This window comes from Staphylococcus nepalensis (assembly GCF_014635045.1).
In the GTDB taxonomy this organism is placed as follows: domain Bacteria; phylum Bacillota; class Bacilli; order Staphylococcales; family Staphylococcaceae; genus Staphylococcus; species Staphylococcus nepalensis.
The window spans coordinates 47056-70877 of the sequence record NZ_BMCF01000005.1 but is presented as its reverse complement, the minus strand read 5'-3'; the positions used below and the strand labels follow the sequence as shown (position 1 = coordinate 70877).

General features: G+C 32.1%; 25 protein-coding genes. 17 read left to right on the top strand and 8 right to left on the bottom strand.

Translation table 11 applies throughout. The annotated features are described in order from the left end of the window. Nucleotides 1–171 precede the first annotated feature (171 nt). From IEU88_RS08650 to IEU88_RS08640, 3 genes are read right to left on the bottom strand one after another with little or no spacing between them, the layout of a single operon-like run. Nucleotides 172–954 (bottom strand): glucose 1-dehydrogenase, encoded by a 783-nt coding sequence (locus IEU88_RS08650; protein ID WP_103372855.1) that lies wholly within the window; start codon nucleotides 952–954, stop codon nucleotides 172–174. Between the two features lie 19 nt (nucleotides 955–973). Beyond that, complete coding sequence (locus IEU88_RS08645) at nucleotides 974–2221, bottom strand: MFS transporter (RefSeq protein ID WP_318270843.1); 1248 nt, start codon at nucleotides 2219–2221, stop codon at nucleotides 974–976. 51 nt (nucleotides 2222–2272) lie between these two features. Next, nucleotides 2273–3868: a xylulokinase gene (locus IEU88_RS08640; protein ID WP_103372856.1), complete on the bottom strand. Its 1596-nt coding sequence runs from the start codon at nucleotides 3866–3868 to the stop codon at nucleotides 2273–2275. Between the two features lie 852 nt (nucleotides 3869–4720). Here IEU88_RS08640 and IEU88_RS08635 point away from each other — a divergent pair. From IEU88_RS08635 to IEU88_RS08565, 15 genes are all read left to right on the top strand, one after another. Then, on the top strand, nucleotides 4721–5656 hold the full coding sequence (locus tag IEU88_RS08635) for an aldo/keto reductase (protein WP_096810830.1): 936 nt from the start codon (nucleotides 4721–4723) through the stop codon (nucleotides 5654–5656). Between the two features lie 221 nt (nucleotides 5657–5877). Further along, nucleotides 5878–6423 (top strand): flavodoxin family protein, encoded by a 546-nt coding sequence (locus IEU88_RS08630; RefSeq protein WP_096810829.1) that lies wholly within the window; start codon nucleotides 5878–5880, stop codon nucleotides 6421–6423. 132 nt (nucleotides 6424–6555) lie between these two features. Continuing rightward, nucleotides 6556–7035, top strand: coding sequence for a GNAT family N-acetyltransferase (locus IEU88_RS08625; protein WP_103372857.1), 480 nt, complete (start codon nucleotides 6556–6558; stop codon nucleotides 7033–7035). Between the two features lie 17 nt (nucleotides 7036–7052). Next, on the top strand, nucleotides 7053–8369 hold the full coding sequence (locus tag IEU88_RS08620; protein ID WP_174221772.1) for an HD domain-containing protein: 1317 nt from the start codon (nucleotides 7053–7055) through the stop codon (nucleotides 8367–8369). A 156-nt stretch (nucleotides 8370–8525) separates the two neighbouring features. Beyond that, a complete protein-coding gene (locus IEU88_RS08615) occupies nucleotides 8526–9038 on the top strand; it encodes a YwhD family protein (protein WP_096810826.1) in 513 nt (170 codons plus the stop codon). A gap of 304 nt (nucleotides 9039–9342) precedes the next feature. Beyond that, nucleotides 9343–9756 carry a YwiB family protein gene (locus IEU88_RS08610; RefSeq protein WP_103372859.1) on the top strand — a complete coding sequence of 138 codons (414 nt, stop codon included), beginning with the start codon at nucleotides 9343–9345 and terminating at the stop codon, nucleotides 9754–9756. Beyond that, nucleotides 9757–11424 (top strand): arginine--tRNA ligase, encoded by a 1668-nt coding sequence (argS, locus tag IEU88_RS08605; protein ID WP_103372860.1) that lies wholly within the window; start codon nucleotides 9757–9759, stop codon nucleotides 11422–11424. 160 nt (nucleotides 11425–11584) lie between these two features. Continuing rightward, nucleotides 11585–12220, top strand: coding sequence for an endonuclease III domain-containing protein (locus tag IEU88_RS08600; protein WP_103372861.1), 636 nt, complete (start codon nucleotides 11585–11587; stop codon nucleotides 12218–12220). A 76-nt stretch (nucleotides 12221–12296) separates the two neighbouring features. Beyond that, on the top strand, nucleotides 12297–13184 hold the full coding sequence (locus tag IEU88_RS08595) for an ABC transporter substrate-binding protein (RefSeq protein WP_103372862.1): 888 nt from the start codon (nucleotides 12297–12299) through the stop codon (nucleotides 13182–13184). Between the two features lie 278 nt (nucleotides 13185–13462). Next, a complete protein-coding gene (locus tag IEU88_RS08590; RefSeq protein ID WP_096810821.1) occupies nucleotides 13463–14413 on the top strand; it encodes a FecCD family ABC transporter permease in 951 nt (316 codons plus the stop codon). Nucleotides 14414–14514: 101 nt separating this feature from the next. Then, nucleotides 14515–15213: an HAD family hydrolase gene (locus IEU88_RS08585; RefSeq protein ID WP_096810820.1), complete on the top strand. Its 699-nt coding sequence runs from the start codon at nucleotides 14515–14517 to the stop codon at nucleotides 15211–15213. A gap of 3 nt (nucleotides 15214–15216) precedes the next feature. Then, nucleotides 15217–16014: an alpha/beta fold hydrolase gene (locus IEU88_RS08580; protein WP_103373310.1), complete on the top strand. Its 798-nt coding sequence runs from the start codon at nucleotides 15217–15219 to the stop codon at nucleotides 16012–16014. A gap of 131 nt (nucleotides 16015–16145) precedes the next feature. Beyond that, nucleotides 16146–16652: an SA0570 family protein gene (locus IEU88_RS08575; protein WP_096810818.1), complete on the top strand. Its 507-nt coding sequence runs from the start codon at nucleotides 16146–16148 to the stop codon at nucleotides 16650–16652. 164 nt (nucleotides 16653–16816) lie between these two features. Then, a complete protein-coding gene (locus tag IEU88_RS08570; protein ID WP_103373492.1) occupies nucleotides 16817–17527 on the top strand; it encodes a hypothetical protein in 711 nt (236 codons plus the stop codon). A 346-nt stretch (nucleotides 17528–17873) separates the two neighbouring features. Further along, complete coding sequence (locus IEU88_RS08565; RefSeq protein ID WP_103373493.1) at nucleotides 17874–18674, top strand: alpha/beta fold hydrolase; 801 nt, start codon at nucleotides 17874–17876, stop codon at nucleotides 18672–18674. Nucleotides 18675–19054: 380 nt separating this feature from the next. Here IEU88_RS08565 and sarA read toward each other — a convergent pair whose 3' ends face one another. From sarA to IEU88_RS08550, 3 genes are all read right to left on the bottom strand, one after another. Further along, on the bottom strand, nucleotides 19055–19429 hold the full coding sequence (gene sarA, locus IEU88_RS08560; protein WP_103373494.1) for a global transcriptional regulator SarA: 375 nt from the start codon (nucleotides 19427–19429) through the stop codon (nucleotides 19055–19057). A gap of 362 nt (nucleotides 19430–19791) precedes the next feature. Continuing rightward, nucleotides 19792–20751 carry an efflux RND transporter periplasmic adaptor subunit gene (locus IEU88_RS08555; RefSeq protein WP_103373495.1) on the bottom strand — a complete coding sequence of 320 codons (960 nt, stop codon included), beginning with the start codon at nucleotides 20749–20751 and terminating at the stop codon, nucleotides 19792–19794. Between the two features lie 118 nt (nucleotides 20752–20869). Next, on the bottom strand, nucleotides 20870–21799 hold the full coding sequence (locus tag IEU88_RS08550; RefSeq protein ID WP_096810814.1) for a DMT family transporter: 930 nt from the start codon (nucleotides 21797–21799) through the stop codon (nucleotides 20870–20872). 250 nt (nucleotides 21800–22049) lie between these two features. Here IEU88_RS08550 and IEU88_RS13695 point away from each other — a divergent pair, with 250 nt between their 5' ends. Continuing rightward, on the top strand, nucleotides 22050–22286 hold the full coding sequence (locus tag IEU88_RS13695; RefSeq protein ID WP_096810813.1) for a hypothetical protein: 237 nt from the start codon (nucleotides 22050–22052) through the stop codon (nucleotides 22284–22286). 380 nt (nucleotides 22287–22666) lie between these two features. Here the strand turns inward: IEU88_RS13695 and IEU88_RS08545 are convergent, their stop codons facing one another. Both IEU88_RS08545 and sroA read right to left on the bottom strand, forming a co-directional pair. Beyond that, nucleotides 22667–22885: a DUF2922 domain-containing protein gene (locus IEU88_RS08545; protein WP_096810812.1), complete on the bottom strand. Its 219-nt coding sequence runs from the start codon at nucleotides 22883–22885 to the stop codon at nucleotides 22667–22669. A gap of 14 nt (nucleotides 22886–22899) precedes the next feature. Further along, nucleotides 22900–23106, bottom strand: a complete 207-nt coding sequence (gene sroA / locus IEU88_RS08540) for a sigS mRNA-stabilizing protein SroA (RefSeq protein WP_096810811.1) — start codon at nucleotides 23104–23106, stop codon at nucleotides 22900–22902. A gap of 146 nt (nucleotides 23107–23252) precedes the next feature. Here sroA and IEU88_RS08535 point away from each other — a divergent pair, with 146 nt between their 5' ends. Next, nucleotides 23253–23804, top strand: coding sequence for a tyrosine-type recombinase/integrase (locus tag IEU88_RS08535; protein ID WP_096810810.1), 552 nt, complete (start codon nucleotides 23253–23255; stop codon nucleotides 23802–23804). Nucleotides 23805–23822 lie beyond the last annotated feature (18 nt).

The following is a 23822-nucleotide window of genomic DNA, read 5'->3' as shown; positions in this document are numbered from 1 at the left end:
AAAATCGAAGATACAAGAGAGGGTTAATCTATGTGTTGCGTTTTGATGATTGTTTGTACGAATGAATATTAAAAACACTTCCGTTAATTTCATCATGTAATATGAGATTGGTACGAAAGTGTTTTTTAATTCTATTTTATTTGAAAATATAACATTATTTATTATTAAAGTTTAAAGTGCTGTATAGCCACCATCAATTGTAAACACACTACCTTGGGCAAATGAAGAAGCATCAGAAGCTAGATATACAACAATACCACCGAGTTCATTTGGTGTGCCTGGTCTGCCCATAGGTGTGAATCCCATCCAGTCTTTAATCATTTCTCCACCTTGGTCAAAGAAAGGTTTAGTAAGTTCCGTTTTCATATAACCTGGTGCGATTGTATTCACTTTTATATTATATTTTGACCATTCCATTGCCAAACTTTTCGTTAACATGATTACCCCGGCTTTAGAAGCATTATATGAACATTGTTCTTGTGGTTTGTTAGCAATAAGTCCTGACATAGAAGATGTGTTAATGATGGAACCGTAGCCCTGTTTAATCATTACACGACCGACTGATTGTGCAACTAAAAATATACCGTTTAGGTTTAGATTGATGACTTTATTCCAATCCTCGAATGACATCTCTTCAGCTTTTGCATTAATTGTCATTCCAGCGTTGTTAACTAAAATATCTATTTTTTTAAATTGTTTAACTACTGCTTCGACCATTTGATTGACATCTTCTGGGTTTGTCACGTCAACTTTTATAGCGATTGCTTCTACATTTTCGTTATCACTAATTTCTTTGGCTGTTTCGTCCGCTATTTCTTTGTTAATATCGGCAATTACAATATTAGAACCAGCTTGTGCTAATGCAGTAGCCATGGCTTTACCTAATCCCATAGCGCCTCCTGTTACGATTGCTACTTTCTCGTCTAATTTAAATTGTTCTAAAATATTTGTCATGTTAAAACACCTTTCCTTTTTAATGATTTGGTTGGTTCACTTTCATAAAGAAAGTTAAAATAAACCCTATAAAATAAATGATTGCATAAGTCCAAATGGTTAATACAGGACCACCTATTGGAACAGTTATGGTTGCAATTGCAGGCCCTACGAAGTTACTTAAACCAGCTGATAAGTTATGAATAGAAACTGCAGCCCCTTTATGGTTAGGTTCTAGTATAGGGAAAATTGCTGACATGGGTACAAATGCAGCAACAGCAAACCCAAATATAACTGCAACAGCGCCAGCAACCCAAATGTTAGGTCCGGTCCAAATAGGTAAGTAGTAAAAGGCCAATGTAGAAAGCACCATGCCTATACAACCAAACCAGCGGACTTGTCGTACCCAACCAATTTTATCTCCTATAACACCCCAAAATAGGTTGGTGAATATAGTTACAATATACATCAATCCCCAAATTCTCAACCATTCTGAAGTAGTAAACCCGACGGTATCAGTAAACACGATTGGCATAATGACAACGAGTCCAAACAGGGCCAATTGGTTAATTATTCTAACTACACAAGCAATGGCTACTTGAGGATTTCTTAAAATCGTTACACCTCTAGCAAATTCAATTAATATTTCTTTTGGAGTTAACTTATCTGATTCTTTCTCAGAGCCTTTTCTATCTTTAACTAAAAACATTGCCATTAAACCACCAATTAAAATGAATATAATTGATGACCATAATGTCCCCATAAAACCAATCCATGGGATGGTAAAACTTGGCAAATATGTTCCTAAAAATCCGATGCCAACGGAGTACATTGCCCAGAACCACCCCATAGCTGAAGCTAAACGATGTTTCGGAGCAGAATAAGTAATCCACACAACGAAACTATAAATAAACATAGGATAAGCAAAGCCTCTGATACCATACATGATGAGCATCATTGGATAACTTTGTTGTTCTAACCCTAAAGTTAAAAAACCAACATGAAAAATGATCCAAATAATAAATGCGAATGCCATTACTTTCCTTGGACTAAATATTTCTGCCAAAATACCAGAAAGCCAGGATGCAATTGCAACTACCAGACCATATAGTGTGAGTACAGCGGATGCTTGGTGTGCTTCAAATCCAATACTAACGATATATTTTGATAAAAAGGCTTGTTCAATACCATCGCCAGTCATAAAAACAGCAACTGCGATATAGCCCCAAATTAAAGTTAAAGGCAGTCCTAAAAATTGTTTAGAGCTATTTGTACTTAGTGAGTTCACAATAATCTCTCCTACTCTATAAAAATATTGTTTCTAAACTGCTGATATTGCTTAAATATAATCATTTACTTGTCGCTGGAGAGGTAATAACGACTTAAAGTTTTGAATATAATGCCTAAAACTTTCGATATCTTCTTCCTTAGGGTTTAATGTGATTTGCTCAGTATTGTCAAAAGCTTTAACGTTTAAGTAATTGGCCAAATTTGAATACTGAGTTTCTAGTAAATAACGAGATAAAATAGCGATACCCCATGCGCCGCCTTCACTTGCTGTTGTCATAACACTAACAGGCGTTTCCAGCGCTGCAGCTAAAAATGACTGTGCTATTTTTTCTGTTTTAAAAATACCCCCATGGCCCAGCATGCTATCGATTTGAATATTTTCTTTTTCTTTCAATAAATCAATACCAATCTTTAAAGTGCTAAAAGCACTGAAAATATGTGTTTTCATAAAGTTCGCTATATTAAATTCGCTATCAACGTGACGTAAAAACATCGGATAACCTTGTTTTACATCAGTTATAAATTCACCTGAAACATAACCATAAGATAACAATTTACCTAATGTTTCATCTCCGTTAAAAGCGCTTTCAAATAATTTGGTAAAGAGTTCATTTTTATCGTATTTTACGTTCATGAGTTGAAATACTTCTTCAAATAAATTTATCCAAGCATTGATATCGGAAGTACAGTTATTTGCATGTATCATTGCAACGTCGTAGCCATCAGGGGTCGTTACAATATCGACTTCAGGATAAACATGAACGATTGGCTTTTCTAGTACAATCATTGAAAAAATACTAGTTCCAGCTGACACGTTTCCTGTTTTTGGCGCTACGCTATTCGTTGCTACCATACCTGTAGCAGCATCTGATTCTGGTGCACACAAGGGACACCCTGGTTCCAATTCACCATTTGGATCTAACAGTTTTGCACCTGTCTCAGTTAAATAACCGGCGATTTCACCAGCTACAACGACATTAGGTAATATTTCGTTAATATCTTGTGAGTAACCTGATTTTTGAAATAATGAATTAAAACGTTCTAACAAATCTTGACGGAAACACTTATGCTCACTGTCGATAGGGAACATACCGGAGGCATCTCCAATGCCTAACACTTTTTCACCAGTTAAATACCAATGAACATATCCAGATAGGGTAGTCATATAGTTTACTTTTTTGACATGTGCTTCTCCATCTATCGCTGATTGGTAAAGTTGTGCTATACTCCAGCGCTCAGGGATATTAACTTTAAAATCTTCGCGTAAGATTTGAGCAGCTTTGTTAGCATTATTGTTTCGCCAAGTTCTAAAGGGCACCAACAAGTCATCATTTTCATCGAATGTTAAATAACCATGCATCATACCGCTAATTCCTAAAGATGCTATTGACTTGATTTGAGTATGACAATGATTTTGGATGGCTTCTGACATTTCAGCATAACTTTTTTGGATACCTACCCACACATCATTAATTGAGTAAGTCCAATAGCCATTTTCGTACTTGTTCTCCCATTCGAAAGCACCTGTTGCAATTGTTTCACAATTAGGTGCTATAGCAATTGTCTTAATACGCGTAGAGCCTAGTTCGATTCCTACAGACAGTTGACCTGAATCAACCAAGTGCTTGATATCATCACTTTCCATTTTCTTGCTCCTTTTCATCAAATTGTGTAACCGCTAACAAAAATGAATATTAATTTAAAAAGAGATAAAAGTCAATTAAATCAAATTACTAAATTAGTACATTTGCTAAATTATATTTATTTATTAAAAGTTTAATATAGATTTATTTTTTAATATTTTATATTGATGTGAAAGGTGATAGAGATAAATATTATCGTGACTGTCATGATGATTAAGCTAGTAAATGGCTGGGGATGCAATTATAAAAAGGTTTTATAGCGATAAGTGTGGAATGGTTTTAGATCAAGTAATCGGTGTAATCTAAAAGTTTTTTCGATCACTAAAAGTTTGGTGAGAGAAAGGATTTATTGTATGAAATATAGCCTCTTTCCTGCCATTGTGTAGGTTATACATAGACAGTGAAAAAGGCTAGTTATCTATTTGAAATGAGTTTCTGGTCGCTTTTTAAGCAATTCATTACAATTTTAATATAGAAATTGCTACATTTTAGATGAGCGTAAGGTATGTATCTATTTTATGTCATCTTTCGTTACGTTATATTGGTTTGAAATTGAGTGCTAGAAATATATGCATATAGCGAATTTCGATTTTTTATACTCAAAGTACGGCGCACGTGACATGAAATATTGATGTATATATCGTTTGCTTATTTGAATTATAAAATGAGTTGAATTTTATTCAAAAGAATATTATTAAAGTGGGCTAAATAGGGTAAATGAATATTATGAAATTTAGAAATGATTAAACCTCATTTAAATATTTGAGTTTGATGGTTATCACGAACAAGCCTATTTTTAAATGAATGATAAATCAATTAAGTTTTATTTATAGTACAAAAGGAGCTGAACAGATTTGACAAAAAAAGTACAGTTAGGCAAATCAAATGTTATGGTGTCACCGATTGCTTTAGGTACAAATGCGGTAGGCGGACATAATTTATATAATAATTTAGACGAAGAAAAGGGTAAAGAAACAGTACGTACAGCTGTTAGAAACGGTATTACACTTTTAGATACGGCCTATATTTATGGACCAGAACGTTCAGAAGAACTTGTTGGAGAAGCAGTTAAGGAATTTGCAAGAGATGAATTTGCAATTGCCACAAAAGGTGCACATTACTTTGATGAAGAAGGCAATGTTAAAATGTCGAATGATCCTGACTTTCTGCGAAACCAAGTAGAGCAAAGTTTAAAACGACTAAAGGTAGATTATATTGATTTGTATTATATTCATTTTCCAGATGAAACGACACCTAAAGATCAAGCGGTTGCAGCGTTGAAATCATTAAAAGATGAAGGGAAAATCAAAGCAATTGGTGTTTCGAATTTTAGTTTAGAACAAATTAAAGAAGCAAATAAAGACGGGCACGTAGATGTTGTACAAATGGAATACAATTTGCTGAATCGCGAAAATGAAGCCGTATTTGACTACACAAAAGAAAACCAAATTACATTTATTCCTTATTTCCCTTTAGTATCTGGTCTTTTAGCTGGGAAGTATACTGAAAATACAAAATTTGATGATCTGCGTGCTGAAAATCCTGAATTTCAAGGTGATAGGTTCAAGGAAAATTTAGAGAAAATAGATGAGCTGAGAGATATTGCAGACAATCATAGAGTTGATGTAGCACACGTGGTACTTGCGTTCTATTTGACGCAACCATCATTGGATGTAGTGATTCCCGGGGCTAAGCAACCCCACCAAGTCGTAGATAACTTAACTACGTTAGACGTTAAACTAACTAAAGAAGAAATAGAAAAAATAAACCAATTATTTCCTAGAAAATAATGAAATGTAGATGTGCTTTATGTTATGCACATCTATATTTTATAGATTTTTGAATTAATTTTGTAATATACAGAATTTAGAATTTTCTTACAAATCATTTAATGCTATAATTTAATTTTACTAAGAGAAATTATATTTATGAAAAAATATGTAAAATTATTAAAATATTTTAATTTTAAGGTTTTAATAGAATATATGAAAAGTATTAAAAGGAGATTGTTATGATTACAGTTTTATTCGGGGGTAGTCGCCCAGAGGGGAACACTGCTCAATTGACTAAAATGGCCTTAAAGGGCCACGATTACGAATGGTTTGATTTAACGCAATATCGCTTAAACCCAGTTAGAGATGTAAGACATGATGGAAGCGTCATCACCGTATACGAAGATGATTATAAAAAAATCATAGATAAAGTATTAGCCAGTGATACAGTTATATTTGCTTCGCCTGTATACTGGTATAGTTTGTCAGCGTCGTTAAAAGCTTTCATTGATCATTGGTCTGAAACATTGATGGACCCTGATTACAGAGACTTCAAAACGAAAATGTCTGAGAAAGATTTTAGACTTATTATCGTTGGCGGTGATTTTCCTAAAGTTAAAGCTAAACCATGTATCACCCAAATGAAATATAGTTTAGAATTTTTAGGTGGTACGTTATCTGGTTATATTATTGGCACTGCAGAGAAACCTGGAGATATTAAAAAAGATTCGTATGCTTTGGACCGTGCTCAAGAATGGCAAGAAACATTAAGCAGAAATGAATAATTTTACAGATAGTTTGGTCAATTGTTATATATTGTCCAAGCTATTTTCATTTGAATAGATAAAGTATTTTGAATACTAAAATTATGTTATAATATAGATATTATTACCTATCATAAATAGGGGGAAATCAACATGCATAAAGTTAGAAAAGCAACGCCAGATGATGTTGTAGGCATCCGAGATGTAGCAACAAAAGCTTGGTATAATACGTACTTAAATATTTATGCAGCTAAAACGGTAAATGAGTTGCTAGCTGCTTCATATAATGAACAACATTTACTTAAAAGATTAGAAGAACAATTATTTTTAGTTATCGAAGAAGATCAGTGTATTATTGGTTTTGCCAATTTTATATATGGTACTGAATTATTTTTATCAGCACATTATGTAAGGCCTTCGTGGCAGCATCATGGCTATGGCTCTGATTTATTAAAAGAAGGCTTAGCGTATTTCAAAGATGAATACAACGAAGTGTTCTTAGAAGTAGATAATAAGAACGACGAAGCAGTGTCATTTTATGAGCAAAAAGGATTTGAAAGAGTGCGCTCCTATGTGCACGTTATGTATGGGGAAGAAATGGATTTGGCACTGATGCGTAAAACTTTAAGATAATTGTCCATCAATATGGTATGAACAGGAGGACGACATTGACATTGACAACATATGCTACACAAAAATTACCTGAAGAAAAAGTATTCAAAGACCCCATTCATAGATATATACATGTAAGAGATCAAGTAATTTGGGATTTAATTAAAACGAAAGAATTTCAACGTTTAAGACGTATAAAGCAATTGGGTACGTTGTATTTATCATTTCATACCGCTGAACATAGTAGATTTGGACATTCTTTAGGTGTATATGAAATTGTTCGTAGATTAATTGATGATTCATTTAACGGTCGCGAAGCTTGGGATAACAATGACCGACCACTTGCATTATGTGCTGCGCTATTACATGATTTGGGGCACGGACCTTTTTCACATAGTTTTGAAAAAATTTTTAACACAGACCATGAACGTTTTACACAGAAAATTATTACTGGACCAACGGAAGTGAATAGTGTATTAAGACGTGTTTCTGAAGATTTCCCTCAGCAAGTGGCTGATGTCATCAACAAGACGCACGAAAATAAATTGGTTATTTCTATGATTTCGTCACAAATAGATGCTGATAGAATGGATTATCTGCAACGTGATGCGTACTTCACAGGTGTTACGTATGGTCAATTTGATATGGAACGTATATTGAGATTAATGCGACCTTCAAAAGATGAAGTGCTTATTAAAGAAAGTGGTATGCATGCAGTAGAAAACTTCATTATGAGTCGTTATCAAATGTATTGGCAAGTCTACTTCCATCCAGTTAGTCGGGGTGGAGAAGTATTACTCAATAATTGTTTGAAACGCGCTAAACAACTATATAATGAAGGGTACACGTTTAAGAAATACCCTACTGATTTTGTTCCATTCTTTGAGGAATCTGTGACTATTGAACAATATGTAGATTTAGATGAAGCGATAGTTGTATATTATTTAAAAGCATGGATTAATGAAGATGATGAAATATTAAGTGATTTATCACGTAGATTTATTAATCGTGACTTATTTAAATATATGCCGTTCGATGGTTCTATTATTACAATTACGGAATTAACTGATTTGTTTATACAAGCTGGTATAGACCCGACTTATTATTTTGTAAGCGAATCATTTTCGGACTTGCCATATGATTATGATCGTCCAGGATCAGATAGACAACCAATTCATTTATTAAGACGTAATGGCAAAATAAGAGAAATCAGTAGCCAGTCGTTGGTTATTCATAGTATAACGGGGATTAATAGGCAAGATTATAAATTATATTATCCAAAAGAATTTATATCTGATATTGAAGATGATCAGGTCAGAAATGCAATTAATAGCATATTAGATGAATTGAATTAATTTTAGGATGATATTTTTAACGTATTGAGATAGGATTATAAATTGATTACTTTTCACTCATTGATGAATGTGGCAAAATTTTAGTATAGTCAGTATAGCTGGGCAGCTTTTAAGATATGGTGTATCTGCTGATTTTAATATAGGAGGTGTACACGGATGGCTGAGAATAAAGGATTTAAATTTAATATTATAAAAAATGACCCGTTAGATGGACATAAAGGTACCAATATTGGGTCTATTAGCTTGGATAATGTTGCGCCTGTTTTTATTGATGTTGAAAATGAAGAAGCATTTATCGATATTGCTGGTATGCATGCACGTTCAAGCGTAGAAAAAGGCGTTAAATGGATCAAAGATAAAGAAAAAGTTGAAGGCGAGGAAGCTAAACCATATTGGTTATGTTGGGTAACTACTGAACGTGGAGAAAACGGACCATACTATGCAGGCCTTACAGCATGTTATTTATTAGTTAATAGAAGTATCCGTAGAGGGTATAAGAGTATGCCAGAGCATGTTAATATGATGGATAAATCTATGAAACATTTAATTGACATTGACCATATTGGCGATAACAATAAACAAATATTAAAAGCGTTTCTCAAATCACATGATTTAGATATGTGGAATAACTCAGATGATGCACTACGTGAAGCATTAAAGTCTAAATAAGATTCAAATGATTTTTGAACAGATGTATTAGACATGGTGAGTACGGATGTCAAAGTATCTTTATCGTTTACTTTTTGAGGATAGCTCACTTTAATAAGAGCAGAGATGCGAAGTCAGATTGGAATTTTGATTTTGTGTGTCTGCTCTTTTATTATGATGAAATTGTTTAAGTCATAAGGCCGTTTGACGGATTAAGTTTTAGAAATAAAAATTATATATTTAAAATGATTTTAGCAACTGTATTGCTTATTTCAAGTATGCTATAATGATGTGTATTATTTTAAAGATTAGGGTGAAACGTACATTGGAAAACAATGTTGAAATCCAAACGAAACAAGTTGTTAAACAATTCGATAACAAAGAAAAATTCTCATTATCTACTAAAGGGTCTTGGCAAAAACGTAAAGCTGATTTTATACGTTATCAGGAAGAGATAGATGGCGCTACAGTTAATGTAACGGTTAAAATTGAAAACTCAGGCGTAAAAATTATCCGAAATGGCGACATTAAATTAAATCTTCACTTTGTAGAAGGTGAAGATACAATGACTTTGTATGAAATTAGTGGTGGCCGTATCCCACTCACGGTTCATACGCATTCTATTTTACATTTTGTAAATGATAACGGTGGTAAACTGAAAGTGCATTATGATTTAATTCAAGATGAAGAGAAGATGGGGTCTTATCAATATGAAATTACTTACAAGGAGATGCCGTAAATGAACATAGTTGAACAAGTCAAGCAAACGTTGGTTGAAGAAATTCAAAAAAGTATTCAAAAAGCGCAACTTGCTGAAGTGAATGAAATTCCTGAAATAAAAATTGAAATACCAAAAGATAATAAAAATGGTGATTATTCTACAAATATTGCAATGGTTTTAACAAAAATTGCGAAACGCAATCCACGTGAAATTGCTCAAGCGATTGTAGACCATTTAGATACGACGGCTGCGCAAGTTGAAAAGGTAGATATTGCGGGCCCAGGTTTTATTAATTTTTATTTAGATAATGCTTATTTAACAGCTATTATTACTGAAGCAATCAATCAAGGAGACCATTTCGGTCAAAAAGAGATAAAAAATGGGGAAAGTATTTTATTAGAATATGTATCTGCTAATCCTACAGGTGATTTACATATAGGCCATGCACGTAACGCAGCCGTTGGTGATACATTAGCTAATATTTTAGAAGCAGCAGGATACAATGTAACAAGAGAATATTATATAAATGATGCTGGTAACCAAATTACAAACTTAGCACGTTCTATTGAAGCACGTTACTTTGAAGCGCTTGGCGACGATTCTTTCGAGATGCCAGAAGGCGGCTACTACGGTAAAGATATTATCAATATTGGTAAAGATTTAGCAGAAAAACAACCAGAATTAAAAGACTTAGAAGAAGAAGAACGTATAAAAACGTTTAGACAATTAGGCGTTGATTATGAAATGGAAAAATTAAGAAAAGACTTAGCCGATTTCAATACGCATTATGACAGCTGGTTTAGCGAAACGACGCTTTACGAGTCAGGTGAAATTCAAAAAGTGTTAGATAAAATGACGGAACTTGGTTATACGTATAAAGAAGATGGTGCAACATGGCTACGTACAACAGATTTTTCTGATGATAAAGATCGTGTATTGATTAAAAAAGATGGTAACTACACATATTTTTTACCAGACATTGCTTACCATTATGATAAAATTGAACGTGGCAATGATATCTTAATTAACTTATTTGGTGCAGATCATCATGGCTATATACAACGTTTGAAGGCGTCAATGGAAACATTTGGCGTAGATAGCGAACGTCTTGAAATTCAAATTATGCAAATGGTGCGCTTAATGCAAGATGGCCAAGAAGTAAAAATGAGCAAACGTACAGGCAATGCCATTACTTTACGTGAAATCATGGATGAAGTAGGCGTAGATGCAGCGCGTTACTTCTTAACAATGCGCAGTCCAGATACGCATTTTGATTTTGATATGGAGTTAGCAAAACAAGAATCACAAGATAACCCAGTATATTATGCACAGTATGCGCATGCGCGTATCTGTTCTATTTTAAAGCAAGCTAAAGAAAGAGGTATTGAACCTTCAACTAGTGCAGATTATGCACTTATTACAAATGACAAAGCAATAGAACTATTGAAAAAATTAGCGGACTTTGAAACTTCTATAGAAAGTGCAGCAACACATAGAGCGCCACATAGAATTACAAACTATATTCAGGATTTAGCAGCACATTTCCATAAATTTTATAACGATGAAAAAGTGTTAACAGATGATGTAGAAAAAACAAAAGCATTGATTGCATTAATTGATGCAGTGAGAATTACACTACACAATGCATTGAACCTTGTTGGTGTCACTGCCCCAGAATCAATGTAAATAAATCTGTTTATAATTATAATCGGATTTCGAAAAGTAAGTATGAGGTTTGTCTAACAGTTTGATGGGATATCATCATTTCTAAGACTAAACCTTGCTTACTTTTTTTTATTGTCTTGCACATATAATATTTTAAAACTAATGGATAGGGGGGTTATATATGTTAGACACGCAGTCGTTGTATCGCACGTTATATTCAAATATGGGTGCGCAAAATTGGTGGCCTGCCGAATCTAAAATGGAAGTGATATTAGGGGCCATTTTAGTGCAAAATACAAACTGGAGAAATGCGGCGTATGCGCTTCAAAATTTAAAGAAAGAGACAGCCTTTGACCCAGAATGTATATTAACTTTGGAGTTAGAACAGCTACAAACAATAATAAAATCTAGCGGTTTCTATAAAAATAAAGCCATGACTATATTAACTGTGCTCAATTGGTTAAAAAGATTTGAGTTTGATTTCCAAGAAATACAATTATATTACGAATCTCAATTACGTAACGCCTTATTAAAAATAAAAGGGATTGGGAGTGAAACTGCTGATGTCTTGTTAGTGTATGTTTTCGAAGAAGTGGCATTTATACCAGATAGCTATACTAGAAGGATTTATGCTAAGTTAGGCTACAAGCATACAGAGAGTTATGAAAAGTTAAAGCAACATGTCCAACTGCCTACATTTTTTACAAATAAGGATGCCAATGAATTTCATGCTTTATTAGATAACTTCGGAAAAAATTACTTTAGTAGTAAAAATGAAAAGAAATATACATTTTTAGATAAGTATTTTAAAATATAAATTTCATAAAAATGATGTCGTTAAGTAGATGAATTTTTGATAAGATAAAAGCAAATAAAGGATAGGAGTTAAAGTCATGAAAACATGGAATAAATTAGTGTATCTTTTACTCATTTTTGTTGTTGTATTAACTGCTTGTGGCACTAAGTCAGAGCAACCTAAAAATGATACAGAATCTGATAACCAATCATCATATAAACGCATTATTTCTCTTATGCCTAGCAATACAGAAATATTGTATGAACTTGGTTTAGGTGATGATATCATAGGCGTTTCAACTGTTGACGATTATCCCAAGACAGTTAAAGATAAACAACAATTTGATGCGATGAAACTTAACAAAGAATCACTGATGAAAGCTAAACCAGATTTAATATTGGCCCATGAATCTCAAAAGGCCACTAACGATAAAGTATTGAAAAGCTTAAAAGATAGTGGCGTAAAAGTAATTTATGTGAAAGATGCACAATCTATTGATGAAATGTATGCTACTTTTAAACAAATTGGTAAAGTGACAAATAAAGAAAAAGAAGCTAATGCACTTGTAAAAGAAACGAAAGATAATATCGATCAAGTGAAAAAATCAGTACCGGAAGATGCTAAAGGACAAAAAGTATTTATGGAAATTTCCTCTGAACCAGAAATATATACTGCAGGAAAAAATACGTTCTTTGATGATATGTTAACCCAATTAAAGACAGAAAATAGTTTTTCTAATTTAGACGGGTGGCAAAAGGTTAGTAAAGAAGACATTATTAAACAAAATCCTGATATAATGATATCGACGATGGGTGTTTCAACTTCTGAATACCAACAGATAATCGATAAACGTGGCGGATTTAACCAAATTAATGCCGTACAAAACAACAAGATGAAATCTGTCAATGGAGATGAAATTTCAAGGCCCGGCCCGCGTATAGACAATGGTTTGGAAGCTTTAAAAGAAGCTATATATGGCAAATAAAATGTAAGCAATCGGCAACTAAAAAATAATTAAAAATACGAGATATGCCCCTGAAAATGATGTTTAAATACTTCATTTTAGGGGTGTTTTTTAACCGAAATGCCTTTATCAAAAGAAACCATAAAACATGATTATAGATATTATATTTAGTTTTATTGTTAGTTGACATAGGTTATTTACTTTATATGTAAAAATGTATACCATGCTAGTTATGATTGGTACGCATTTTGTTATAATTATTAAAGGTTAAGAGATTTTAGTGAAAGCGTGGAAAATACATGAAATACAGTAAAGCATTAATCATTTGTTTTTTAATTCTCATCACTAGTATGTTATTAAGTTTGTTGTGGAATATTGGTGATATCCACGAAGCATTGACACAGTCTATATTATTTCAAGTTAGAATCCCTAGAACAGTACAAGCATTATTAGCTGGTATTGGTTTAACACTAGCAGGCCATATGTTCCAAACATTATTAAATAACCCATTAGCTGATAGTTTCACTCTAGGGTTAGCAAGTGGTGCCACTTTCGGGTCAGGTGTGGCTGTCGTCTTAGGATTATCATTTATTTGGTTGCCAGTGTTTTCAGTATTATTCAGTATTATTACATTAATCATTGTTATCGCGCTCACTACTGCTATGTCTAGAGGTTACCCTATAAGAACTTTAATATTATCTGGCATTATGATAGGCGCCTTATTTAATGCTTTTTTATATGTGTTAATCATCTTTAATCAAGAGAAAATGAATAATATAGTAAATTATATGTTTGGTGGCTTTTCTTCAGCAGAGTACAATGAAGTAATATATATAGGCATCATACTTTTTATTGGTATTATCATTTTGTTTAGCCTACTTTCAAAAATTAAAATATTGCAATTAGGCCAATTAAAAGGGCAATCGCTCGGATTAAATGTACAATTACTAACGTATGGTGTGTTGTTTATTGCATCTATTATTACTGCTGTTATAGTAGCGTACGTTGGTATTATTGGTTTTATTGGAATGGTCATCCCGCAACTTGTACGTCGTCAAAATCAACAATTTAATATTGGACAACAGATGGTGTTAAATATGTTGATTGGTGGTACAGTTATGGTATTGTCTGATTGGCTGGGTAGTGTGTTGTTAAGCCCGTTCGAAATCCCGGCCAGTATCATATTAGCAATGCTTGGCATCCCAGTATTGTTTTATATTATGATTACGCAACCACGTGCAATTGAATAAACTAAAAATGACTATCGTCGAGAAACGATTTATACTATATAATGATATTTATTAATTATGATTTGGCGTAAGGTAAACATAAGATTAAAGAGGTTATAGCTATGGATTTAACGCACGTGAAAGCGATCGTTTTTGATTTAGAAGGTACATTATTAGACAGAAATAAATCTAGAGAAAAATTTATTGAAGAGCAATATGAAAGATTTCATGATTATTTTGTACGTATCCAACTAGAAGATTTTAAACGGAAATTTATAGAATTGGATGATGACGAAGACCATGATAAACCTGAATTGTATAAAGCAATAATTAAAGATTTCCATATAGATCGACTAACTTGGAAAGATTTATTCAGTGATTTTGAAATGCATTTTTATAGGTATGTATTCCCTTATTATGATACGCAATATACTTTAGAAAAATTAACACAATATGGATATTTAACTGGTGTAATCGCAAATGGTAAGTCAAAAATTAAACAGTTTCGTTTACACGCATTAGGGATTGAGGATAATGTAAATTATTTATCTACTTCAGAGACAGTAGGATACCGTAAACCGCATCCTAAAATTTTCGAAGATATGTTAACTCAACTCGGCACCAAACCTGAAGAGACAATGTATGTTGGTGACGACCCACTTAATGATGTGGCACCTGCTAGAGCAATGGGCATGATTAGTGTTTGGTTTAAAGAAGATAATGAAAATGATCTTACGCCATTACCAGAGGAAGTAGATTTTACAATTAAAACTACAGAAGAATTACTCTCCATATTATCAATTAGTAAGAAAGGAAGATAAAATATGAACTTATTTACAACAAGTGATGGTATAGCTTTAAACTATAAGACGAGTGGGGAAGGCAAAGCGATCGTAATGATTCACACTGCTTTTGATAATTTTTCAGTATTTCAAGGTTTAGAAGCTAAATTTAATCATGCTTATCAAGTCGTACTCATTGATTTAAGGGGTCATGGTTACTCGGATAAACCTACTAAAATTAATTTTAAGACATATGCCAAAGATATAAAAGAGCTATTAGATTACTTATATATTAGTGAGTGTTCGATTATAGCACATGAGTTGGGTGGTTCGATTGCTGCGTTATTTACTGCACAATATCCTGACGTTGTAACTTCATTAACAATGGTTAATCCTACACTATTAAATGACATCACGCCTGAAGAGCGTTTATATAGAAAATATGCAGATAAGATTAGAAATTGGGATGGTGAAGCACAACAGAAATTCCTTGATAAACAACTATATTATTCTAAAAGGAAAGCTAAAAAATTCTTGAAACAAGTGGAATATACCAACAGTATGTCTACAAAATTTGAAATTGAAGCAGTAAAAGAATCATTTATTGATAACAATGTTATGAATTATTTAAAAGAACTAAAAGCACCGACATTAATTGTAGTAGGGCAACATGGTGAACGGACGACGGTATTCGAAGCGAAAGAAGTTGCTGATTATATCGGTGACACGCGATTTGAAGTTTTTGAAGCATCGGGGTTATATCCATTTGTAGAAGAAAAAGATAAATTTATGAATCATGTTGCTGAATTTATAAAACAGCAAGTTCCATCAGTAGCTTAGTACCACAAAAAGATTACAAGATAACTTGTTTTGTAATCTTTTTGTAACATGACTGTTATTTTAGTAATATTTATAGTACAATAAAAACAAGCACAATAAAAGTCAGTTAAATATAGAAGGAGAGAGTGCTTATGAAAAGGTTATGTGCAGTAGTTTTAGTTGCAGGATTAACATTTTCTGGTATTAATGCAGGAACTGTTGAAGCGGCATCTGGGAACTCAATCCAAAACGTTACTGAATTACAACATGGCGATCAATCGTTAGAAGGCGCAAAATTAGGAAATTCTATTCAAACTGTATTAAAAGATAATAAAAAACCAATTTACTCATATAAACCTGACGGTTCAGAACACTATTATGAATTCAAAAAAGATAATGGTGTACTTGTTGTAACTGCGGATGGTAAGAAAAACGATGGTAAAATCACTCGTATTTCTATGAGCTATAATGATACAAATGGTCCCGCATACAAAGAAGTGAAAAAACATGTAAGTGACACGGCTATTACGCGTGAGCATTATAATAATGTGACAGGTAACTTTGGTTACGTTCAAGATAACGAAGTATCTTACCAATTTAGCTCTTCATCACCAAGTGATAAAAATATCAAGCTTTATCGTATTGATATTGGTAAATAACTTTCACTTGTAATATTTAAAATGAATAATAAACCGACAAGTGTAATGCTATATACTTGTCGGTTATTTTATTGTTACAATGAGAGAAAGTTTAATTATATATGTTAGTCATTTACATATATTAATATATAGAGTATTTATTTAATATAAAAAAGGAGCCTATCATGAGAGTTAACGACAAAGTATTAGTAGAAAATATCAATGATTATTTCACTCATAAAGGTCTTTCCCCAAATCTTATAGATGATATTAAGGGGAAACTAAAAAAAGAATTGAAAAAATCGGAAGCACAAGATTTGGATTATATAGAATACAGAAGAAAGTCACCAGCTGAAATTATTTTAACGATTCAACGTAATTTATTTACATTACAATTAAATCCTATCGTATTTTTTATTATCAATTTTATTTTGCTATCCTATTTGTATGACAAACAATATGTGCCATTTCAGGCTGCGACTGGATTATCCATTTTTTACTGTTTAATTATCTTGCCAATATCAATTTTTATTTATTTGAGAATTGATTGGAAAAATTATCTCTATAGTAATAAATTCGAGAGGATTATTGGCCTTAGTGTTGCTGCAGTAGCGTTAATACTAGTCTTTGCGCATGCTTTTGGCTTTGATTTAGGTATTGTAGCTGTCACAATATACGCACATCAATTTGTCTTTTTTGTTGGTATCATTTTTAGCATTTCAGGTATTTACTTTAGAAGGTTAGAATTTACTGGCATAGGTTTGTTATTTTGTCAAAAAACGATAGATGCAATGATTAGTAACCCTATCGTTACACAAATTGCTTCAATCGTAATTTGGGTTTTATTATTAATCGTGATTATCTATTACACGATTAGAATATCTTCTAGAAAATAGTAATATTTATACTAATAAATAAAAATGTATCTTCATTTTTTGAATGGAGATGCATTTTTTTATTTAAAATTGTTTTATTTCGAACATGTATATTAGCTTACGAAATAGTTCTAATCTATCTGCTGTTGCTTATATTGTGGTTTCATCTTGACCAAGACAGGACAGGCGCAAGAAACACTTTTAGAAAATAAGTATGTCATGCGAGACCTATAGGTTTTTAACGCGTTTAATTTAATATTAAGTTTATAGAATGAAGAAAAAGAAGGTACTATGGCTAAATATTTAAAATTGAGCGTAAGCATTATTAAACAAGGGTATATAAATCATATAAAGGAGGTGGCCCAAAATGGAAAAAGTAAGAATTAATTGTGACATTGAATTGGCATATATCCGTGAGGGTCAAGGCTTTCCTATCATTTTAATTCATGGCTTAGATGGCAATCTTGCTTCTCTATGTAACTTGAAAGACGAATTAAAAAACGACTTTGACGTCATCATTTATGACGTTAGGGGACATGGTAAGTCATCCAAGCCCAATGCATTTCGTTTGAAAGATCATGTAGAAGACTTATATATATTGATGCATAAATTAAATGTTAAAAAGGCACACTTAATAGGGCATGATATGGGCGGTCTCATTGCTAAGCATTTTTCTGATGAATATGCATCGATGGTAGAGTCATTAACATTAGTTGCCTGTAATTTAGTAGATAGTGTATTTGAATTAAATAAATTAATGATTGAACATGAAGACGAAATAGAAGGTTTTGATAAATCTGAATCTTTATTATTATTACTGCCTTATATATACAAAGACAAAGAAAAGGCTAAAAAGTGGTTTCAATCACAGCTTATTTATAATAGGCAATCAGCTGAAGATAGCGCCGTTGCTACACGAGCTTTAATGCAATTTCCAGTATTTAACAAGGATACTATAATTGAAGAAACAGACATACCTACTTTAATCGTTAATGGTAAATACGATCCTTTTGTTACTGAAGAAATGTTGAATAAGTATAAACAAGTGTTTAAAAAATTAACCTTGGTTGAATTTAATCAATCAGGCCACGCTCCCCATATAGAAGAACCGAAACATTTTTTAGAAGCTTTTTTGAACTTTATAAAACCGAGCGTGTATCAAGAGTAATGAACTAGCTGAGCTATTTAGACTGTCGACAAAGTCTCTGATTTTGTCGACAGTTTTTTATGCACACTTTTCACGGGCACAGCCTCAACTCATAGTGTTACCACATCAGAATAAATAACTACCAATAAAAAATGCAGCTTATTATAAGAAAATATCATTCGGGTATAGAAATCATGAAAACTTGGGCAACTATATCTTATTAATTTCGCGACTTTATGCTTCTTATATTAAAAAAGAGATTAAGTAACCTAAGAATGTCTAAGCGAAAAAATTTGTCTCAGACCGCTTTGGCAAAGCGCCGCATAAAAAAGTCTGAATCATTTAGTCATGACCCAGACTTTGAATTATTTATAGATGTATTATGTGAAAGAAAAAGCTGTTTATACTTCTTTTTCATCATTTGCTGCTTGGATACGTTTGTCGATACGTGATAATAATTCGTTGATCTTTTTGCGTTGCTTAGAATCAACTAATATTAATACAGTCCTTTCATCGTGCTCATTACGTTTTTTATCAAAGTAATCTTCTTGAGATAAATTTTTAACTGCTTTAACAACTTGTGGCTGTTTATAGTTTAGGTGATTGATGATATCTTTTAAGTAATATTCTTCACTTTCGTGTTCGCTAATATATGTTAATACAGCAAACTCCTCGAAACTTATTGAAAATTCTTTTTTGATAATACTCTTTAATTTATCAGCGTATGTTACCATCGCTAATAATTCAAAACAATCGTTAATTTTGGTGATAGCCATGCTTAATTCCTCCCTAATTTATATGCCCAATCAAATATACATATTAAAAATCTTTTTGTATAATAATTTGTCTTAATTCAAAGTTGAATACAAAGTTTTTATCATAATTTACAGCTCTAATAAATTTGGGTAAAATATATTAAAACCAGCATTATTTAGTTTATTATAACTAAATAAAAATAGAAAGTAAACAAAAAACCGTTTAAACATCACAGTAATGATTTAAATTATTAATTCAATTATTTAAATACCAATGATTGAATCATAATTAATGCTTCTCTATTACAATTTGTCACTATTTGATAAAAAACATAAAAGACAAATATCATTTTAAAAGATTATGGCATTTATACTGTACACATTTAATTTTTAAATCGCACAGTATCAGCATTCCTAGCTATGACATCGCCGGGCTTTAATCCTTCAGTTATCAACATAGTTTTTTTATTACCCGATTTTTCTAGTTTAATAACCCTTTTAATAATTTTTTTATTTCTTAGCAGGTAAACGAATTGATCATTATCTATTGCTGTGCGAGGTATTTCAATTTGAGTATTAGGTATTTCAATTTGAGTATTAGGTATTTCAATTTCAACATGACTTCCAAAGAAGTAAGCAGGTTTTGGTGTAATTTCAATTAAATATTTGGAATTTTGAGATGCTTGATTTTGCTTGAGTGGCAGTGTAGAAATTTGCTTTATTTCTCCGCTAGAAGTCCTCCCGTTCTTGGCTTTTATTTTTAATTTATCTTTTACATGCAAAAAGGGGCGGTCGTTTTCAGAAACCTTTGCTCTTATGATAGGTGTTGCATCGTATATTTGAACCAATGGTAACTTATTTAAAGAAGAATATGTGTAATTTATGTTAATTATACCAGAGATAGGAGCGAAGATGGTTGTGCGTAATTGAGTTTGTAGTTGCGCAATTTCAGTTTCTAGATTTTTTATAGCTAAATCATAGTTCGTAGATGCGTATGTTTTGTTTTGAGTTAATTGAGCGAGTTGTCTTTGTTTTAAAGTAATGCGCTGTTCGATTTGGGGATTATAGTATTCGAAAAGTGGTTGATTTTGTGCTACCTTCGATTGGTTTTGAACATACCAATCATGTATGGCGCCCTTAGTTGGATTATAATCGATTGTGATTAACTGAGAAGGCTCTTGTTTGCCTATGAAGTATTGGGGCTTTTTGTAGGTAACCTTTATCGTTTCAATTTGGTTATTTGCGATGAAGGTTGTTTTTGATTTTAAATATAACCATAAAAATAATGCAGTTGTGCTAAATAAGATAAGCAATGCGAGTAGTAGAATACAGATACGTTTCAATAATTTATCACCTCTAATGTTTTAATGTAATGATTATACTGTGTTTGTATCTTTTCTGCCATATAAAAAAAGCGTTATCCACCATTTTTTAAAAGTAAATAACGCTGTGCTTTATTTATTAAAATAATCTTAAAAGTATAATACCAATCATCATTGCAATGATGCCGATGATTTTTCTTTTGGTGATTTTGTTTACAAATGTGCCTAATAGACCAAAATGGTCGATGATAATTCCCATCAACATTTGACCTAACATCACAATGATTGTAGTTAATGCTGCACCAAGATGAGGCATTAGTATAATATTTGTAGTAACAAAAATTACACCCAAGATACCACCAATGAAATAAATAGGTTTTAATTTACCTTTTTGTGAATGGTAAGTAGTCATTTTAAGTGTTCTGTTGAAAATCATTGTTAAAATAAATAATGTTATTGTTCCAATTATAAATGAGATTAATGATGCTAATATAGATGAATGCACTTGTTGGCCTAAAGCACTGTTGATAGCTGTTTGTATTGGAGGACAAAAACCAAATATAAATCCAATTATGAGCCAAATATAAACTTTAGAATTCATATTTTTATCTTTTGGGTTTCTGCGTACATAATTCATAAGAATGATCCCCAAAATTAAAAATAAGATACCTAACACTTTAAATATAGTAAAAGGTTCTACATCTGCGCCGAACCAACCGAATGTATCAATTGTAACGCCCATAATAATTTGTCCAGCGACAGTCATAACTACTGTTAAGGAAGCGCCCAATCTTGGAAGTAATAATAAGTTCCCAGTTAAAAATACTACCCCAAGTATACCACCGATAAACCACACATAACTCAAAGTTTGGTCACTATAAAATTGTGTAGTAAAAACATGCGGATTTGTAATTAAATTAATCAAAATTAAAAAGATTGTGCCAGTAGCAAAAGAAATGGTTGAAGCATAAAATGAGGATTTTGTATAAAGACTCAACCTTGAATTAATTGAAGTTTGAAATGGAACAACCATTCCAGCAATGATGCCTACTAAATATAAAAGAATCATTAAATCACGCTTTCTATAGAGATAACTTCATTATATAGGAAAGATGCAGATATGCCTATATTATTTTGTGGTCGTGTATAAATCTGTACATAAAATGATGTACACAATTAAAGAAATATAATAAAATAGTTACATTGATTGATTTTTAAAAGTAAAACGAATCAATCAAAATTATAAAAAATACTCATAAAAATTAGGGATCATTATTTTATGGTAATTTAAATATTTAAAGAAGCGGTGGCAATTTACATTGAAACAACTTTCGATTATACGCTTATTAGATGAAGAAACGTTTTTTATAAGCGCAGGAAGTAATGAAGGAGTTCATAAAGGTCAATTTATAGAAGTTTTAAATCCTAGAAGATCGTATAAAAACCTTGCCCAAGTTATTGAAGTGTTTGATCAGTACACGATGTGTAAAAAATTGGGGAAAAGTAAAGTGTTTTTCGGTGATACAGTTAGGTTGCGGCCTTGCAGGAATAGTTAATGCAATGGATAGTGATAAGGATACGTACAAAAATTGTAATTACGGCTTAATTGGAACATCTATGATTACTGGAACGTATTTTTCGCATATTAATAGATAAAAGGCTGGGACACCATAAATTCAATGATGCCTCAGCCTTGAGTTTAATGTTGGTATTAGTTGATAAGGTGTTACTTTTCTAAAGTGCTAACGCTAAAGTATCACTTCTCAATTTTATCGCGTTAGTGATATGATGCATGGGCATTAGTTCATGTAACCCACTTGGCCTTAGTATCATCCCATGCAAGTGTATTAATACTTCTTGTATCCCTTTTAATGTTAGTTAGCACTTATGCATGATATTTAGTTTATATAGCTTTTTTGGTCTTACTACACCTTAATTAAACCTCAAAAATAAGTTTTGTAGATTTATCGATGATTTGTGCCGCATGTACCTTCGTTGGAATGCCAGCTTTTGGTCTTAATATATCTAGTGTAATCAACTTATTCATTCCATCTTTTACAGCACTTTCATTGATGAAGTGTTCAATTTTCGGTATTTGTATTTTAATATCTTTATTCACGGCGTCAATAAATACAAGTTCTAAAGTTTGTGTCATCTTAGTTTACCTCCTTAGTTCACTGTTTCAGTTTTGATAATTTCAACAGTTTCAAATTTTTCTCCAGTAATTTGTTCGATAATAGATTTAAAGCTTTTAATTTGGTCAGTAGTTGCTTCAGTATTTAAATTTGCAAAATGACGCTTGAATTGAGTAGCTTTACCATCTTTATCATAGGATGTGCGCGACATGGTGACTGCTAGTTGACTGATTTGATTCATTTGTGTAACCTCCTTTCACTATATATATCGTTTTTCATTTGCAAAAAGGGCAAAAAAATTTAAAAAAATTAGACAAAATACTTTCATGTGACAAAATCATGATATATCATTAAATATGGAACATTAATGAATTCAGAGGTGAATGTATGAATCAAGTAGATCCTATTAGAAATATTAATGAGATAAAAGCGATGTACGAAGCGTTAAAGTCTAAGTCACAGCGTGATTATCTATTATTTAAGTTTGCTATACATACGGGTGTGAAACTTTCTTCTTTATTAAATTTAAACGTGCAAGATGTAAGAATTGAAGATAAGGGTGTAAAATATTATTGGGTGGAGACGCACGCCCCTAGGATTCAAATTAGATTACCAGAAACATTAAGAAATGAATTAATGGCATATATCACAGAACAACAATTAGAAAATGGTGAACTTTTGTTTCAGTCAAATAGGACACTAAAAGGTCTATCTAGGCAACAAGCTTACCGTATTATTCATACTGCCGCAGAAGATTTAGGTATGTTACACATTGGTTTGACAACGTTGCGAAAAACATTTGCGTATCATGCATACCAATCTGGTATATCTATATCAATTATTCAAAAATATTTGGGGCACCAGACCACGTTTGAAACGATGAAGTTTATTGGTATCTCTACGAAATCAAGCAAAACAACAATAGCTTTAAATTTATAAATTATACTTAAAGGGGGG

Bases quoted from the DNA above. Each gene is read 5' to 3' on its own strand.
- IEU88_RS08570 (WP_103373492.1), top strand. From the start codon at position 16,817: ATGAGAGTTAACGACAAAGTATTAGTAGAAAATATCAATGATTATTTC.
- IEU88_RS08615 (WP_096810826.1), top strand. From the start codon at position 8,526: ATGGCTGAGAATAAAGGATTTAAATTTAATATTATAAAAAATGACCCG.
- IEU88_RS08590 (WP_096810821.1), top strand. From the start codon at position 13,463: ATGAAATACAGTAAAGCATTAATCATTTGTTTTTTAATTCTCATCACT.
- IEU88_RS08550 (WP_096810814.1), bottom strand. From the start codon at position 21,799: ATGATTCTTTTATATTTAGTAGGCATCATTGCTGGAATGGTTGTTCCA.
- IEU88_RS08650 (WP_103372855.1), bottom strand. From the start codon at position 954: ATGACAAATATTTTAGAACAATTTAAATTAGACGAGAAAGTAGCAATC.
- IEU88_RS08580 (WP_103373310.1), top strand. From the start codon at position 15,217: ATGAACTTATTTACAACAAGTGATGGTATAGCTTTAAACTATAAGACG.
- IEU88_RS08625 (WP_103372857.1), top strand. From the start codon at position 6,556: ATGCATAAAGTTAGAAAAGCAACGCCAGATGATGTTGTAGGCATCCGA.
- IEU88_RS08565 (WP_103373493.1), top strand. From the start codon at position 17,874: ATGGAAAAAGTAAGAATTAATTGTGACATTGAATTGGCATATATCCGT.
- IEU88_RS08630 (WP_096810829.1), top strand. From the start codon at position 5,878: ATGATTACAGTTTTATTCGGGGGTAGTCGCCCAGAGGGGAACACTGCT.
- argS (WP_103372860.1), top strand. From the start codon at position 9,757: ATGAACATAGTTGAACAAGTCAAGCAAACGTTGGTTGAAGAAATTCAA.
- IEU88_RS08545 (WP_096810812.1), bottom strand. From the start codon at position 22,885: ATGACACAAACTTTAGAACTTGTATTTATTGACGCCGTGAATAAAGAT.
- IEU88_RS08600 (WP_103372861.1), top strand. From the start codon at position 11,585: ATGTTAGACACGCAGTCGTTGTATCGCACGTTATATTCAAATATGGGT.
- IEU88_RS08595 (WP_103372862.1), top strand. From the start codon at position 12,297: ATGAAAACATGGAATAAATTAGTGTATCTTTTACTCATTTTTGTTGTT.
- IEU88_RS08620 (WP_174221772.1), top strand. From the start codon at position 7,053: ATGAACAGGAGGACGACATTGACATTGACAACATATGCTACACAAAAA.
- sarA (WP_103373494.1), bottom strand. From the start codon at position 19,429: ATGGCTATCACCAAAATTAACGATTGTTTTGAATTATTAGCGATGGTA.
- sroA (WP_096810811.1), bottom strand. From the start codon at position 23,106: ATGAATCAAATCAGTCAACTAGCAGTCACCATGTCGCGCACATCCTAT.
- IEU88_RS08535 (WP_096810810.1), top strand. From the start codon at position 23,253: ATGAATCAAGTAGATCCTATTAGAAATATTAATGAGATAAAAGCGATG.
- IEU88_RS08575 (WP_096810818.1), top strand. From the start codon at position 16,146: ATGAAAAGGTTATGTGCAGTAGTTTTAGTTGCAGGATTAACATTTTCT.
- IEU88_RS08585 (WP_096810820.1), top strand. From the start codon at position 14,515: ATGGATTTAACGCACGTGAAAGCGATCGTTTTTGATTTAGAAGGTACA.
- IEU88_RS08640 (WP_103372856.1), bottom strand. From the start codon at position 3,868: ATGGAAAGTGATGATATCAAGCACTTGGTTGATTCAGGTCAACTGTCT.